Here is a 16,419-nt window from a genome sequence, read left to right as displayed (position 1 = left end):
AACCAACCCGTTGGGCTTTTCACAGCGACTTACTCTCATCGTTGTTCCTTCTTAAAAGGGGCGGCCATTCCTACAAAGTAACGCCTTGATATTAAGCCTCTGTGAAGCGCTGAATTCTGCATCTTGAGGTGGCTTGGGTATATACGCGTAAACTTTAATGTTGCATCTTTTACATTAATAGAAGGGTTTTCTACGGCTGCAAATAAGGCATTAGCATTATTTGCTAATTACCCGCAGCATTATCAAGGGGCGATAATCATAAGCCCCGCACTTGAGCTTGCTGATACAGCGTGGCACGACAAAATTAATCAATCCTTAAAGCAAAATTTAGCGAATAGGGCGTTGTATTTGTCATTGGGTAATTTTGCAGGCAATCGTCTTTATTTTACTGCTTTGCAAAAATATGTCAGTAGTGCAAGTAATCACAGTGTATTTGAAGATCTTAGTCAAAAAAATTATTTAAGCACCGCAGTACTTGGGTTTAACAATGCAGTAGAGCACTTATTTGCAGATTGTAAATTTTGAGTTGTTTGCACAATCAGACATTTAAGGTGTGCTAGGTTATCATGATGAGCTGCTTAGCGTTTATATTTATCATTTAAACAGTGTCTTATTATTTTTGTTGTTTAATCTGGAGTTTAGCTTAAGCGTAATGTTATAAACTCAGCGAGTTTGTCTACGGCGTGTTCAGGCTCATCGGCACATTTTATTAAGCTAATACCTATTTGGCCAAGTTCTGGCAGTTGCTTGGTTTGTAATTGATAACTTAGCTCATTCGGCACGGTACTTTTTGCCAGCACTGTGATCCCCAAACCTTCTTTTAATGCGGCGGTTAAGCCGGTTAAATCAGCGTTGCTGTAAATAATACGGTATTTAATACCCGCTAATTGTAAGGCTTCAATAGCGCGACGGCGATATATACAACCCTCCGGCGCAGTTACTAGCGTGACGACCTCATTTTGTGCAAGCGTTAAATCGCCAACCCACACCAGCTGATCTTGCATAAATACAGGGAATTTTTCAGAGTTTAAATTTTCATTAAGCGCAAGCACCAAATCAAACTGATCTTGGCGCGCAACGGAGAGTAAATGTTTACTTAATCGTGATTTAACCTCTAACGATACATCAGGGTAGAGCGCCACAAAATCGCCTATAATGGCAGGCAGTATACGGGCTGCAAATTCACTGGGAATACCCAAACGTATTTTTCCTGTCACATTTTCGTTAGTGAACAGCTGAAGAATTGCATCATTTTGCTGTAGCATCTGCTTGGCAAGTGGCAGTAGAAGCTCACCATACTGATTAAGTACTTGGCGCTGACCTTGTTTTTTGAACAATTTACGACCAAGCACATCTTCTAAGCGTTTAATTTGCAAGCTTACCGCAGGTTGCGATAAACCCAGTAATTCTCCTGCTTTGGCAAAGCCGCCCACTTCAATTACGGTTACTAAGGTACGTAGGCTGTCTGTTGAAATATTCTTCATATAAAAAAATTCAATTTATAGGGTTAAATACATAAGCATTATTTATCAATTGATAAATAATTACAATTTGTTGTTGCCAGCCACCCGCAATATACTTTTGAGACTAATGATTGATAGGTGTCGATAATGACTTTTACTCCAATAATGTTTGCTCGCCATAGCCAAGTTGACGTGCCAGATAGCAACCTGCTTGAGGCTAATACCAACAACATGGTGATAGATTTTAGCGGCACTGAAGCAATCCCATTTTTAACCACTATATTAGGGTTGGATATTAATAAGCTAACCGCTAGTGGGTTAGGTATTAAAGGTACGTTAGACGGTGACTTAAATAGCACGTATAGCTTTGCTTTATATTATTTTAGTGAAACTGCCTTTAGATTTGTGTTGCATAGCGACGGCGCAACACAATTACAAGCGCTGATCAGCGAGCAGCAGCTTCGCTACGATATTGAATTTGTAATACGCAAAGAATTAGCTACTTTATTATTATGCGGCGAACATGCTTTTGATACCTTAATCGAGGCGTTCAAGCTTACACCAGGCTTACGTTTATCAGATATTAATAGCTGCTATGGTGCGCAAAGTGGCGATGTATTTATTACCGCCATTGAAAAGCAATCACAGCAGTATTTTCAGCTGGTGGCAAAAGCGCCAGAGCTTGCTAAATGGCAAGCGCATTTACAGCAGCGCGGGTTTGATATGTCACTCCCTGAAGTTGCCTAAACATTAATTAATAAACTGGCTTGCGTATTATTCACTTGCCAGTTTTTTGTAGTTTATTTGAAAGAACAAATCGCAATTTGGGTGTCAGTGCAGTACAACTTATGTATAATCGCCGCCCATGTTATTCCCCCTCATTAAATTGAGGCCACGCCCAAAATTGGGTTTATTATAAAGTGAAGGAATATTATGACTTCTAAAACTGTTTTACATGCAAAGCACCTTGAATCAAACGCAAAAATGGTTGATTTTCACGGCTGGGAAATGCCTATCAACTATGGTTCACAAATCGAAGAGCACAACGCAGTGCGTACCGATGCAGGCATGTTTGACGTTTCACACATGACGATTGTTGATGTCAAAGGCGAACAAGCACAAGCATTTTTACGTAAACTAGTTGCCAACGATGTTGCTAAGTTAACAGTCCCAGGTAAGGCACTTTACACCGGTATGCTTAACGAGCAAGGTGGCGTAATTGACGATCTAATCATTTATTTCTTCTCAGACACAGATTACCGCCTAGTTGTTAACTCAGCGACTCGCGAAAAAGATTTAGCGCACATGGCTAAAGTTTCAGCAGATTTTGCCGTTGAAGTGACAGAGCGTCCAGAATTCGCAATGATTGCAGTACAAGGCCCAAATGCTAAAGCAAAAACAGCCACACTTTTAACCACGGAGCAACAAGCTGCCGTTGAAGGTATGAAGCCATTTTTTGGTGTGCAAGTAGGTGATTTATTTATTGCCACAACAGGCTATACTGGCGAAGACGGTTACGAAATTGTAGTACCGAACGAACAAGCGGCTGATCTATGGCAACAACTGCTAGATGCAGGTGTTAAACCGGCAGGTCTTGGCGCACGTGACACACTACGTTTAGAAGCCGGTATGAACCTTTACGGCCTAGATATGGACGAAAGCGTTTCGCCACTTGCGGCAAACATGGCGTGGACCATTGCGTGGGAACCTGAAGATCGTGATTTTATCGGTCGTGATGTACTCGTTCAGCAACGCGCAGACAAAAGCACTGACAAACTTGTTGGTTTAGTGTTTGAAGATAAAGGCGTATTGCGTAGCGGTTCTAAAGTAATTGTTGATGGTGGCGAAGGGGTTATTACCTCAGGTACTTTCTCACCAACACTTGGTTTTAGTGTTGCCCTTGCACGTGTTCCACGTTCAACTGGCGAGACAGCCCAAGTAGAAATGCGTAAAAAATTAGTTAACGTAAAAGTAGTAAAACCAAGCTTTGTACGTAACGGTAAGTCAGTACTTTAAGTATAAATTAAAATTTGGTGTTATCACCCAATAATACCAATCATGTTGAGTTATTAACCACTTATAGCGACAGATAAATAGAGTGATAACAAGGCATTAATTTTGATATGTAGTTGTTCTACCTGATAAATTAATAACGCAGTTAGCGCTTTATTTAGACAGCTAGAATGGTTAAATATTTAAGTTGATTGGTATCAAAACCAAAGGATGAATAAAATGAGCAATATCCCTAGCGAGTTAAAGTATGCCTCTTCACACGAGTGGGTTCGCAACGAAGGCGACGGTACTTTCACTGTAGGTATTTCTGAGCATGCACAAGAACTTCTTGGCGACATGGTATTTGTTGAACTACCAGAAGTGGGCGATGCAGTAGACGCTGGCGAAGATTGTGCAGTAGCAGAATCAGTAAAAGCAGCTTCAGACATCTATGCACCAATCAGTGGCGAAATCGTTGCAATCAACGAAGACCTAGAAGATGCACCTGAAACTGTAAACAGTGATGCTTACGGCGACGGTTGGTTATTCCGCATTAAAGCATCTGACGAGTCTGAGCTAGAAAACCTGCTTGACGCAGAAGGCTACGCACACTCGATCGACGAAGACTAATAATTAGTTTTATTCGATATTAAAAGCCCCGTTATACCAAATGCTAGCGGGGCTTTTATGATTTTACTGCTTACCTTCCATACATTGTAAGTTATTAAATCAAAAGCTTTTAAGTTATTACTGGTCACCCATTAGTAGTAACCATTTATTTTTTGGATCATAGGAATCTGGACAAATGTCAAACGCCACATCTCTTGAACAATTAGAGCAAACGCAAGATTTTATTCGCCGTCATATTGGGCCAAGCCCAGCACAAGTAAGCGATATGCTAAGTGCTCTTGGAGTATCGAGTGTTGAAGAGCTGATCGATCAAACTGTACCTGCAAGTATTCGTTTAGAGCAGGGCCTTACAGTGGGCGAAAGCCGCACTGAAGTTGAAACACTAAGCTACTTAAAGTCTGTAGCAAGCAAAAATAAAGTGTTCAAATCTTACATTGGTCAAGGTTACCACCCAACTCATGTACCACACGTAATTTTACGTAACGTACTTGAGAACCCAGGCTGGTACACAGCGTACACTCCATATCAACCAGAGATTGCTCAAGGGCGTTTAGAGTCATTATTAAACTTCCAAACTATGACCCTAGACCTAACGGGTCTTGATTTAGCAAGTGCATCGTTGCTTGATGAATCAACGGCAGCCGCAGAGGCCATGGGCCTTGCAAAGCGTGTTTCTAAAGCTAAAAAAGCAAACGCATTTTTCATCGCAGATGACGTACACACACAAACAATCGACGTTGTTACTACACGTGCAGAGCAGTTTGGTTTTGAGATCATCGTAGGTAAAGCAGCCGACGCTGTGAATCACGAGATTTTTGGCGCGTTATTCCAGTATCCGTCAACGTCAGGTGAAATTGTTGATATCACAGATTTAATCGCTGGCGTACAAAGCAAAAAAGCGATTGCCTGTGTTGCAGCCGACATAATGAGCTTATTACTACTAAAAGCACCGGGTAAACTGGGCGCAGACGTCGTACTTGGTTCAGCGCAGCGCTTTGGTGTACCAATGGGCTACGGCGGTCCTCACGCTGCATTTTTTGCAACGCGTGACGCGTACAAACGTTCATTACCAGGTCGTATTATTGGTGTATCAAAAGACCGTTTAGGTAACGATGCGCTACGTATGGCAATGCAAACGCGCGAGCAACACATTCGCCGCGATAAAGCCAACTCAAACATTTGTACAGCGCAAGTATTACTTGCCAACATGGCAGCGTTTTACGCGGTGTACCACGGCCCACAAGGCTTAAAAACTATCGCACAGCGTATTCATCGCTTTGCCGATATTTTAGCTGCAGGCCTACAAGCTAAAGGCGTAGCACTTAAGCACAGCACATGGTTTGATACCCTAACGGTTGTTAGTGATAACAAAGACGACGTAACAGCGCGCGCTGTAGCAAACGGCGTTAACTTTGCAACTAACCACGCTGGCGAGTACTCAATTGCAGTATCAGAAACCACAACCCGTGCAGATGTTGCTGAGCTTTTCGACATCATCCTAGGCGAAGGCCATGGTTTAAGTGTTGACGCAATTGCAGCCGACATCGAAGCGAATGGCAGCGAGTCAATCCCTGCAAGCTTAGTACGCGATGACGAAATTTTAACGCACCCTAACTTCAATTCGTACCACAGCGAAACTGAAATGATGCGTTATATTAAGCGTCTTGAAAGCAAAGATTTATCATTAAACCATTCAATGATCTCGTTAGGTTCATGCACCATGAAACTAAACGCGACTGCTGAGATGATCCCAGTTACATGGCCTGAGTTTGCTAACCTTCACCCATTCTGCCCGCTAGACCAAGCAGCAGGTTACCAAATCATGATCAACGAATTACATGATTGGTTGGTTAACATTACAGGTTACGATGCGGTATCACTGCAGCCAAACTCTGGTGCACAAGGTGAATACGCAGGTTTAATCGCGATTCGTAAATACCACGAGTCACGTGGCGACGCGCACCGTAATATTTGTTTGATCCCAAGTTCAGCGCACGGTACAAACCCAGCATCTGCACAAATGGCAAGCATGAAAATCGTGGTTGTTGATTGTGATAAAAACGGTAACGTTGATATGGCTGATCTTAAAGCGAAAGCTGAAGAAGTATCAGAAAACCTATCATGCATCATGATCACATACCCGTCTACGCACGGTGTATATGAAGAAACAATCCGTGAAATTTGCGACATCGTGCACGAGCACGGCGGCCAAGTTTACATGGATGGCGCAAACATGAACGCCCAAGTAGGTGTTACAAGCCCAGGCTTTATCGGCTCTGACGTATCGCACTTAAACCTACATAAAACGTTCTGTATTCCGCACGGCGGCGGCGGTCCAGGTGTTGGCCCAATTGGTGTTAAATCACACCTAGCTGAATTTATGCCTAACCACAGCGTAATTAACGTACCAGGTACTAAAATTGGTAACGGCGCGGTATCGGCAGCGCCATACGGCTCAGCGGCAATCTTACCTATTTCATGGGCTTATATCACCATGATGGGTAGCGAAGGCCTTAAACAAGCCACTGAAATGGCCATTGTGAATGCTAACTACTTAACGCACGAGTTAAGCGCGCACTTCCCAATTTTATACCGTGGTCGCAACAACCGTGTTGCTCACGAATGTATTGTTGACTTACGCCCACTTAAAGAGCTTTCAGGCATCACTGAAATGGACGTAGCTAAGCGCTTACAAGATTACGGTTTCCATTCACCAACTATGTCGTTCCCAGTAGCGGGCACATTGATGATTGAGCCAACTGAGTCTGAGTCTAAAGTTGAGATCGACCGTTTCATTGAAGCAATGGTATCAATCAAAGGCGAAATCGATAAAGTAATCTCTGGCGAATGGTCTATCGAAAACAACCCGCTTGTGTTCGCACCGCATACACAAGGCGATGTACTTGGAAATGAGTGGGACAGAGCATATGACCGCTTCTACGCCGCGTTCCCAGTACCAGCAGTGGCAAAAAACAAATTCTGGCCTACAGTAACGCGTATCGATGACGTATACGGCGACCGTAATCTAGTGTGTTCATGCCCAGCGGTAGAGACATACAGAGACTAAATTTTAAAAAATTCCCAATTAAAGCTTGGGAATTGATAAAATATTAAAAGCCGTTGCAGCAATGCAACGGCTTTTTTGTGCATGGTGATAAGTCATAAATTATATGAACGTAGGTTGGGTTGAGTGAAACGAAACCCAACGATTCTCCAATATCATTACCAGCCCCCAGGCACGTAAATATGCATTGTTTGTAGATCGTCCTTTAGGGCGAAAAAAGCGAGAAAAAGAATTTCACCACAGAGAGCTCAGAGGCGCTTCGCGCTGCACAGAGGTTAAATGTTGTTGTAGGAGTCGGCTTCAGCCACGTGTGATTTGTAGGTTGGGTAGAGTGCAACGAAACCCAACGATTTTCCAATATCATTACCATCTCCCAAGCACGTAAATATATATTGTTTGTAGGTCGCTCTTTAGGGCGAAAAAGTGAATTTCACCACCGAGATCACATAGGCGCTTCGCGCTGCAGAGGTTAAATGTTGTTGTAGGAGTCGGCTTCAGCCACGTGTGATTTGTAGGTTGGGTAGAGTGCAACGAAACCCAACGATTTTCCGATATCATTACCATCTCCCAAGCACGTAAATATGTATTGTTTGTAGGTCGCTCTTTAGGGCGAAAAAAGCGAGAAAATGAATTCACCACAGAGATCACAGAGGCGCTTCGCTGCACCGAGGCTTATATTTATTGTATGAGATGGCTTTAGCCACGAATGGTTTACACCAATGTTAGAGTTAACCAGCGTAGGTGCTAAGCTTGCTGGCGCGTGTGTAATCTTTGTTCATTGCGCTAGCTGAGGCTTTCTAATTTTCTAACTTTACATATATATTGTCGGGATAAATCCGCGACCTACATTAAAAATCTTATTCAAGGTTTTTTGCTAGATTGCTGGCGGGGTTCCAAGGGGCGGCTGCCGACCACCCCTTGGAACCCCGCGGCACCCCGATCATCACGCTTAATCCTTTAAACCACAATTGATGTGAACGTAAACACCATGAAAGCACATCCGTGTGCAAGCACGGCTTTCATTTCATCCATGAAATGAATTACTCATCAATTGCTTATTTTCAGGGCGTGATGACGGGGGAGGGTGTTAAACGTGAGATTGGTGTTTGACTTAGGAAGTGTGAATTCAAGCCCACGGATTGTGGTCTAAGGCAGCTATGCATTTCTTAATTTTAGTATTTTATTATTGTTTCGAATTAGGTACTATTAACGCAAAATAATTAAAACTTTAAAATATGATGAGATCTCTAAAAAGTACAATATTTGTTATTGCTACGCTTCTTTTATCAGCATGTTCTATGATTCAAGAAAAACATATAGATGGACAGAGTATAAGTAATTCTGAAGGAATAGTTGTTACAAACTTAATTTCAAATACAGATGAAGTTGGTAACATATTTGTTCCTCATTTAAAATATATAGCGGTTTACCAAGGGGAAAGTAATGATGCCGGTGTTTCAAAAAATGTAGAATTCACACCTGATAAAAATGGCGATCATAATATTTTCAAACTTCCAGTTGGTCATTATAAATGGTGGCAAATAGTATTTGGTAACCACTACTTCCTACTGGATAGAAATGAAGGTTTTGAAGTCAAAGAAAATACAGTTACTTACATTGGTGATTTAAAAACTATTATAGACTATGGGTTTATGAGTATCAGCGCTGAAAATAATGTTATTGATAACCAAGAAGAAATCACTAAGTTCTTGTTAAAGAACTACCCAAAACTAATGAATGAAAGAGTTTTCGAGAAAAAGTTAACTGTACTGGAATCTATTTAGGCGTAAAATTTTTTCTCGCATAATGTTTTTTTAGGTCAGGCTTTAGCCTTAAAGTATTTTATTTGAATGTGTCGGGATAAATCCGCGACCTACATTAGAAACCTTATTCAAGGTTTTGTCGCGCTGGCGACGGCAGCCAAAGAGGGATCGATTTTCAAATTGATTCTGCTGCAAGCAATTCATCCCTGAAGCTGGGTTACTGTCGGCATCCATGCCTCCACTTCCTCATACTGCGAAGCTGCGCTTCGGTTATTCGTCACCTCCCAGCGCCACCCGAGCATCACGCTAAATCCTTCAAAACACAATTGATGTGAACGTAAACGCCATGAAAGCACATCCATGTGCAAGCATGGCTTTCATTTCATCCATGAAATGAATTACTCATCAATTACTTATTTTCAGGGCGTGATGACGGGGGAGGGTGTTAAACGTGAGATTGGTGTTTGGTCTTGGCAAGATGCAAGACCTGATAATCATATAGAAAGCTCCTCGAGTTTTTCGATACAGTTGTGTTGACCAAAACATAAACAGTATCACGAGGAGCTTAGTATGAAACTATATGGTGGAATTGACTTGCATTCAAATAAAAGTTGAACCAGAGCCAGAAGCTGAACCAGAGCCAGAAGTTGAACCAGAGCCCGAAGTTGAATCAGAGCCTGAAGTTGAATCAGAGCCAGAAGTTGAATCAGAGCCCGAAGATGAACCAGAGCCTGAAGTTGAACCAGAGCCAGAAGTTGAACCAGAGCCTGAAGTTGAACCAGAGCCTGAAGTTGAACCAGAGCCTGAAGTTGAACCAGAGCTTGAAGTTGAACCAGAGCTTGAAGTTGAACCAGAGCTTGAAGTTGAACCAGAGCCTGAAGTTGAACCAGAGCTTGAAGTTGAACCAGAGCCCGAAGTTGAACCAGAGCCTGAAGTTGAACCAGAGCCAGAAGTTGAACCAGAGCCCGAAGTTGAACCAGAGCCAGAAGTTGAACCAGAGCCAGAAGTTGAACCAGAGCCCGAAGTTGAACCAGAGCCTGAAGTTGAACCAGAGCCAGAAGTTGAACCAGAGCCAGAAGTTGAACCAGAGCTTGAGGTTGAACCAGAACCAGAAGTTGAACCAGAGCCTGAAGCTGAACCAGAGCCTGAAGTTGAATCAGAGCCCGAAGAAGAATCTGAGCCTGAAGTTGAATCAGGGCCAGAAGTTGAACCAGAGCCAGAAGCTGAACCAGAGCCTGAAGTTGAATCAGAGCTTGAAGTTGAATCAGAGCTTGAAGTTGAACCAGAGCCTGAAGTTGAATCAGAGCTTGAAGAAGAATCAGAGCCTGAAGTTGAATCAGAGCTCGAAGAAGAATCAGAGCCTGAAGTTGAACCAGAGCCAGAAGTTGAACCAGAGCTTGAAGCTGAACCAGAGCTCGAAGAAGAATCAGAGCCTGAAGTTGAACCAGAGCCAGAAGTTGAACCAGAGCTTGAGGTTGAGCCAGAGATAGATCTTTTAGATGATAGCTTGCTGGATGAAGTAAGTGAGGATTCTGCAGATGACTTATTGGATGAAGACGATTTATTAGAAGAATATAACGATCCATCATTAAAAAGTGTTGATGAGCTCCTTAGTGAGTTGCAAGAGGAAGACGACTATGTGGAAACACCACAATGGTCTGACATTGATGAACTAGATGATGATATAGAAGAAGTTGAAATTGATTTAGGTGATGATCCACTTGCCGATGAAATTGATTTAGCTGTAGATGATGAAGATTTAAATAATGAGATAGTGACACCTAGCAAAGAGCTAAGTGAGTATCCGGATCTCGAGCTTGATGATGAAGATGATAGCTTAATTGAAGAGAATGACTCTTCTGATCTGCTGTTAAGTCAAGCAGAACAAGATCTTGCTAATGCTATGGCAGGTGGTGAAGATTTAAATAGCTTAGATCATGATTTTGATGATGAATTATTGATTGAAGATGAATTACTCAGTGGTGAGGTTCAAGAGCAAGAGACTGTAGCTGATACACAGGAAAAAGAATCTGTAAATAAGCCGGCAGATGAATCTATTGGCAGTGAATTAAGTGCTGATGATTTAAATAGCGATTTTGCAGCAGAGCTTGATAACACATTTGATCACTCTGACGACACTCAAATGAAGTCAGATCTTAGCTCTTTCTCAGATGAGGAGCTTGATGATGATTTCATGGCAGATCTCACCCAAACTGACTTTGATTCACTTTTAAGTGAATTAGGAGAACCTGAGGATTTAGAGATAGATGATAGCTCTGAATTTGATGTTGATTTTAATGCGTTATTAAGTGACGATTTAGACGCAATTGAAGAGCTATCCGAAATAGAAGAATCGCTTCCAGAAAAAAGCACAAATGTTGATGATGGTGCGTTAGATGAAGAGTTCGTTGATATTGATTCATTGATTGAGCAAAGTGATGATCTAAATAGTGATCATGAACCTTATAATGATGTGAATATAGATGTCGGTTTAAGTGAATTTGATGCTTTGCTTGCAGGCGATAACCCAACAGACGTAGATGCTGAAAGTGGTGGCTACTCTGCAAAGCTAGACTTAGCACGTGCTTATATTGAAATAGATGATATGGATGCAGCGCTTGAGGCGATCGATGATGTTATTGAAAATGGCCCTGAAGAAGTACAAGAAGAGGCGCAAAGTCTTAAAGCAAAATTAATATAAATATATACCCAAGCCACCTCGAGATGCGAGCGTCGTTGGAATTTAAAGCGGTTTAGAGAAGGCATTGATTGCAAGTAATAGTGGTTCTATTGTTAAAATCAATCCCTTATAAAAGTATCATAGTATAAATCGCTTTAAAAACAAACCGTTGGAGGGCGTTTCACAGGTACTTTCTCTCATCGTTGTTACTTCTTAAAATGGATTGCCATTGTTGCAAAGTAACGCCTTGATATTAAGCTCCTGTGAAACGCGAATTCTGCATCTTGAGGTGACTTGGGTATAGTATCCACATAACAAAATATCCACATAACAAAAAATGGAGGGCAAACTTAGTTTCCCCTCCATTTTTATTGCAATTGAAAACTCAGCATCTTACAGCCATAGGTTTATTTGCATTGAGTCGCTTTTATTGCAGCGTGAGATAGCATAAAATGCCCCGTTCATTAGCACAGTAGGTAAAGCAGTTATTATGCGAGTAGCACTTGGAGTTGAATACAATGGCGCCCGTTACAGTGGTTGGCAACGTCAATCTCATGTAAATAGTGTACAACAAGAAGTAGAAACTGCGTTATCGCGCATTTGTAATCATCCAGTTGAAATCATCTGCGCCGGACGCACTGATGCAGGGGTGCACGGGACAGGGCAAGTAATACATTTTAACACTGATGCAGATCGCGATATGGTTGCATTTACCCTAGGTATGAACACTTTACTGCCAAAAGACATCGCTATTCGTTTCGCAAAGCCTGTCAATGATGATTTTCATGCTCGTTTTAGTGCTACTGCACGTCGTTATCGCTATATTATTTATAATAATCCACTTCGTGGTGCGGTCCTTAATGAAGGTGTTACCCATTACCATCACGCACTTGATGAGACAAAAATGCAAGAGGCATGTCAGTACTTAATAGGTAAGCATGATTTCACTTCATTTCGCGCGATACATTGCCAAGCAAATACGGCTATTCGCACTATTCATCATTTATCTGTTGAGCGTCAAGGCAGTTATGTCATCATTGATATAAAAGCAAATGCATTCTTACATCACATGGTTCGTAATATTACGGGTTGTTTAACTGATATAGGTATTCACAAGCAAGAGCCGATATGGCTTAAAGAGCTTCTTGATTTAAAAGAACGCGCTAAAGCAAGTGCAACAGCAAAAGCTGCTGGTTTATATTTAGTCGATGTAGATTATCCAGTCGAGTTTGAAATACCGTCAACGCCGTTAGGCCCTTTATTTTTGCCTGAGACACACGGTTAGTTGTCGTTAATTTAAACGATTAATTGCAGGGGTTTCACTACTAAGACCAGTTTTTTATACCGCCTGTGTGGAATTCATGTTTTAATTGATAAAATTTGTCTGTCATCATAACTTGGCAGGAACGCAGCAAAGCACCGAATAGTATTAAGAGAGTTGCAAATGAGTTGGCTAGAAAAAATCTTACCTAAAACAACAAAATCTTCAGGTCGTAAAGAGATCCCTGAAGGTGTTTGGGCAAAATGTACAGACTGTGATTCAATTCTATATAAAGCTGAATTAGAGAAATCACTCCATGTATGTCCTAAGTGTGATCATCACATGCGTATTAGTGGCCGTAAACGTCTTGAACACTTTTTAGATGAAGGTGAACGTCAAGAATTAGGGACACAACACGAGCCAAAAGATATTTTAAAGTTTAAAGACTCAAAAAAATATTCTGATCGTATCACTGCAGCGCAAAAATCAAGCGGTGAGAAAGATGCGTTAGTCGCAATTAAAGGTCGTCTAAAAGGTATTCCAGTTGCAGCAGTTGCATTCGAATTCTCATTTATGGGCGGTTCAATGGCATCTGTAGTAGGGGCACGTTTTGTTGATGCTGTTGATCAATGTTTAGAGCATAACATGCCGCTTATTTGTTTTTCAGCGTCAGGTGGTGCACGTATGCAAGAAGCTCTTATGTCGCTTATGCAAATGGCAAAAACAAGTGCTGCACTTGCTAAAATGAGTGAAAAAGGCCTACCGTTTATTTCCGTAATGACCGACCCTACAATGGGTGGTGTATCAGCTTCATTAGCGATGCTAGGCGATATAAACGTTGCTGAGCCAAAAGCATTAATTGGTTTTGCGGGTCCGCGTGTTATAGAACAGACAGTGCGCGAAACTTTACCTGAAGGCTTCCAACGCAGTGAATTCTTACTAGAGCACGGTGCAATCGATATGATTGTTGACCGTCGTGAAATGCGTGACACACTTGCGCGCGTGTTAGCTAAATTTATGAACTTGCCTTCTACGGAACAAGAGCATAGAGTAGCGTAAATTTCAGCTTTACTGATCACGCTATGACAAAAAATATTCCTAGCCAATCATCAAGTCTTGATGATTGGCTTTGTTATTTAGAAAGTGTTCACCCTGCAAATATTGCAATGGGTTTAGAACGCGTTGCCCAAGTTGCCGACGATGTAGGTTTACTTGGTACTTCAAGTAAAATTATTCTTATTGCCGGCACTAATGGTAAAGGCACAACAGCCCGTTGTTTAGAATCACTTCTTTTGGCACAGGGCCATACTGTTGGTACCTATGCATCCCCTCACTTAATTCGTTATAACGAACGTGTGCGTATAAATGGCGCAGAGCTTGATGATCAATTTCATGTTGATGCTTTTGATTTGCTCGAAAAGGGCCGTAGCGATACACCACTGACTTATTTTGAATACGCGACTTTAGGGGCTTTAGCAATATTTAAACGCCATGCGGTTGATTACGTGCTGCTAGAGGTTGGTTTAGGTGGGCGCTTTGATGCCACCAATATTGTTACCCCGTTTGCTAGTGTTATCACCACGGTTGACTTAGATCATAAAGAATACCTTGGTGACACCCGAGAGTTAGTTGGGTATGACAAAGCGGGTATCTTCAGAACCAATACACCAGCGATAGTGGGTGATTTAGCAATACCTCACACAGTAACTGATTACGGGAAAAAAATTAATGCACAGATGCATTTATCAGGGCGTGACTTTAAGTTTGTTGAGCATGCAACTCGTTTTAGTTGGCAGTGTAAAGAGTTTAACTATGAGTTTGATAAGCCTGCAATACCATGTCAAAACGTCGCAACAGCTTTAACTACCTTAAAAGTCTTGGGTTTATTACCCAGTGAGGCTGTTATTCGTCGCTGTTTAAATGATTTAGTTGTAGAAGGGCGTTTTCAAAAGCTAAGTAAATCTCCACTGGTCTATACTGATGTGGCACATAACCCTGAGTCGGCACGTTACTTAGCGCGTAAGTTAGCCCAGTACAAAGATAAAGGCTTTAAAATTCATGCGTTAGCAGCTATGCTTGCGGATAAAGACAAAGTTGCTGTTTTAAAAGAAGTTAGCCCTTTAGTTGATGCTTGGTCATTAGCTGGACTTGATTGTTTTAGGGGTGATACAGTAGATAATATTGCAAAATCAATGGATGCTGTGAATACAAACGCACCTATTGAACGATTTGACAGTGTTGATATAGCACTTGATAGTGTCTTGCCTCGCTTAGATGGGCAAACTTTATTGATTGTTTTTGGTTCATTTATAACTGTTGCAGCAGCCATTAATTATTGGAAAAAATAGAGAGAAATCCGATGAACTCAGGTTTTATAAATCGTTTAGTCGGCACAAGCATTGTGGTGATTGCAGCAATCGTGTTTATTCCAAATATTCTCGATGGTGAAAAAGTACATTACAAAGAAGGCTTTAAAGCTATTCCTGAACGCCCTGAGTTCAAAACCATTGATCTACAAGATACTCTAGACCAACGTGTTGCAAGTGCTGAACAGCCTAAAGAACCACAAGTTGAAAACATTATCGCGGATGATGATACGAGTGCTGTCGAAACTGTCGAGCAAGAGAATATTGATAGTGGCAATGACAGGAAAATGGTCGAGGCAAGTACAGAGCAAACTACAATCAGTGAAATAAAACAGCAACCTCAAGTTGTCGTAAAACAACCTGAACCTAAACGTGCTGCAGATGAAAACCTTTCAAAAATGGCTTATGTTATCCAGCTGGGTAGTTTTTCTCATGCAGCTAATGTGAAATCACTACAAGCCAAACTTACTGCAAACGGATTTAAAACGTTTACCCGTCCAGTTAAAACCCCTAATGGTACTTTAACTAAAGTTTTTGTGGGCCCGTCGCTCGATAAAGCGCAGCTTGAGAGCAAATTACCACAATTGAAAGCGCTTACTAAACTAAACGGTAAAGTGACACAGTTTGAAGTAACAAAATGATCTGGCATTTAGGGCTAACCTCTTATAGAATGCGCCCCAAATTAACGACTAGTTGGTTCATATGATCTGGGTTGATTACGCCATTTTTGGCATTATTGCACTGTCTACTATTATCGGTTTGATTCGTGGCTTTATAAAAGAAGCAATGTCTTTAGCTGTATGGGCTGGTGCATTTATCATCTCAAGTTTATTTTACCAATATTTAGCATCCTTCCTAACCAGTATTTCTGAACCCCTTTTAAGAAATGCAGCGGCCATAGCCATATTATTCTTTGCGACGCTACTGTTAGGCGGACTGTTAAACTACCTGCTAGGTGAACTTGTACAACGTACAGGTCTGTCTGGTACAGACCGTGTCTTTGGCATTGTCTTTGGTGCACTTCGTGGCGTGTTGGTCGTGAGCGCGTTACTCTTCTTTCTTGATGCTTTTACTGGTGCACCTAATACGCACTGGTGGGGTAACTCTATTTTGATCCCAGAATTTGGCTTTGTTGTTGAGTGGTTTTTTTCATACCTCGAAAACAATTCAAGCTTTTTAAATTCGGTCAACCGTTAATCG

General features: G+C 41.6%; 13 protein-coding genes. 12 read left to right on the top strand and 1 reads right to left on the bottom strand.

The window, feature by feature from the left end:
- Positions 1–123: 123 nt before the first annotated feature.
- Positions 124–525: an alpha/beta hydrolase-fold protein gene (locus ACJJVX_RS17525; RefSeq protein WP_405632658.1), complete on the top strand. Its 402-nt coding sequence runs from the start codon at positions 124–126 to the stop codon at positions 523–525.
- A gap of 113 nt (positions 526–638) precedes the next feature.
- Here ACJJVX_RS17525 and ACJJVX_RS17520 read toward each other — a convergent pair whose 3' ends face one another.
- On the bottom strand, positions 639–1,484 hold the full coding sequence (locus tag ACJJVX_RS17520) for a LysR family transcriptional regulator (RefSeq protein ID WP_405632655.1): 846 nt from the start codon (positions 1,482–1,484) through the stop codon (positions 639–641).
- 126 nt (positions 1,485–1,610) lie between these two features.
- On the opposite strand from ACJJVX_RS17520, the gene ACJJVX_RS17515 reads away from it, so the two are divergent.
- The 11 genes from ACJJVX_RS17515 to ACJJVX_RS17465 all read left to right on the top strand — a co-directional run bounded on the left by ACJJVX_RS17515 (position 1,611) and on the right by ACJJVX_RS17465 (position 16,416).
- A complete protein-coding gene (locus ACJJVX_RS17515; protein ID WP_054453724.1) occupies positions 1,611–2,210 on the top strand; it encodes a hypothetical protein in 600 nt (199 codons plus the stop codon).
- 186 nt (positions 2,211–2,396) lie between these two features.
- Positions 2,397–3,479 (top strand): glycine cleavage system aminomethyltransferase GcvT, encoded by a 1,083-nt coding sequence (gene gcvT / locus ACJJVX_RS17510; protein ID WP_054453725.1) that lies wholly within the window; start codon positions 2,397–2,399, stop codon positions 3,477–3,479.
- Between the two features lie 216 nt (positions 3,480–3,695).
- Positions 3,696–4,085, top strand: coding sequence for a glycine cleavage system protein GcvH (gcvH, locus tag ACJJVX_RS17505; RefSeq protein WP_054205601.1), 390 nt, complete (start codon positions 3,696–3,698; stop codon positions 4,083–4,085).
- A gap of 175 nt (positions 4,086–4,260) precedes the next feature.
- Complete coding sequence (gene gcvP, locus ACJJVX_RS17500) at positions 4,261–7,152, top strand: aminomethyl-transferring glycine dehydrogenase (protein WP_405632650.1); 2,892 nt, start codon at positions 4,261–4,263, stop codon at positions 7,150–7,152.
- 1,295 nt (positions 7,153–8,447) lie between these two features.
- The gene (locus ACJJVX_RS17495) at positions 8,448–8,933 is read left to right on the top strand and encodes a hypothetical protein (RefSeq protein WP_152960594.1); all 486 of its coding nucleotides are present in this window, start codon (positions 8,448–8,450) and stop codon (positions 8,931–8,933) included.
- A 559-nt stretch (positions 8,934–9,492) separates the two neighbouring features.
- A complete protein-coding gene (locus ACJJVX_RS17490) occupies positions 9,493–11,613 on the top strand; it encodes a FimV/HubP family polar landmark protein (RefSeq protein ID WP_405632647.1) in 2,121 nt (706 codons plus the stop codon).
- Positions 11,614–12,082: 469 nt separating this feature from the next.
- Entirely contained in the window at positions 12,083–12,877 is a 795-nt protein-coding gene (gene truA, locus ACJJVX_RS17485) for a tRNA pseudouridine(38-40) synthase TruA (RefSeq protein ID WP_405632644.1), read from the top strand.
- 159 nt (positions 12,878–13,036) lie between these two features.
- On the top strand, positions 13,037–13,912 hold the full coding sequence (gene accD, locus ACJJVX_RS17480) for an acetyl-CoA carboxylase, carboxyltransferase subunit beta (protein ID WP_054206289.1): 876 nt from the start codon (positions 13,037–13,039) through the stop codon (positions 13,910–13,912).
- A 23-nt stretch (positions 13,913–13,935) separates the two neighbouring features.
- Positions 13,936–15,201 carry a bifunctional tetrahydrofolate synthase/dihydrofolate synthase gene (gene folC, locus ACJJVX_RS17475; RefSeq protein ID WP_405632641.1) on the top strand — a complete coding sequence of 422 codons (1,266 nt, stop codon included), beginning with the start codon at positions 13,936–13,938 and terminating at the stop codon, positions 15,199–15,201.
- A gap of 11 nt (positions 15,202–15,212) precedes the next feature.
- Positions 15,213–15,860, top strand: coding sequence for an SPOR domain-containing protein (locus ACJJVX_RS17470; RefSeq protein WP_405632638.1), 648 nt, complete (start codon positions 15,213–15,215; stop codon positions 15,858–15,860).
- A gap of 61 nt (positions 15,861–15,921) precedes the next feature.
- Positions 15,922–16,416 carry a CvpA family protein gene (locus ACJJVX_RS17465; protein WP_054206292.1) on the top strand — a complete coding sequence of 165 codons (495 nt, stop codon included), beginning with the start codon at positions 15,922–15,924 and terminating at the stop codon, positions 16,414–16,416.
- Positions 16,417–16,419: the final 3 nt, after the last annotated feature.

The organism is Pseudoalteromonas sp. Ld20, from assembly GCF_045064175.1.
GTDB lineage: Bacteria > Pseudomonadota > Gammaproteobacteria > Enterobacterales > Alteromonadaceae > Pseudoalteromonas > Pseudoalteromonas neustonica.
The sequence above is the reverse complement of the archived record's forward strand: the minus strand, read 5'-3'. Positions and strand labels throughout refer to the sequence as shown.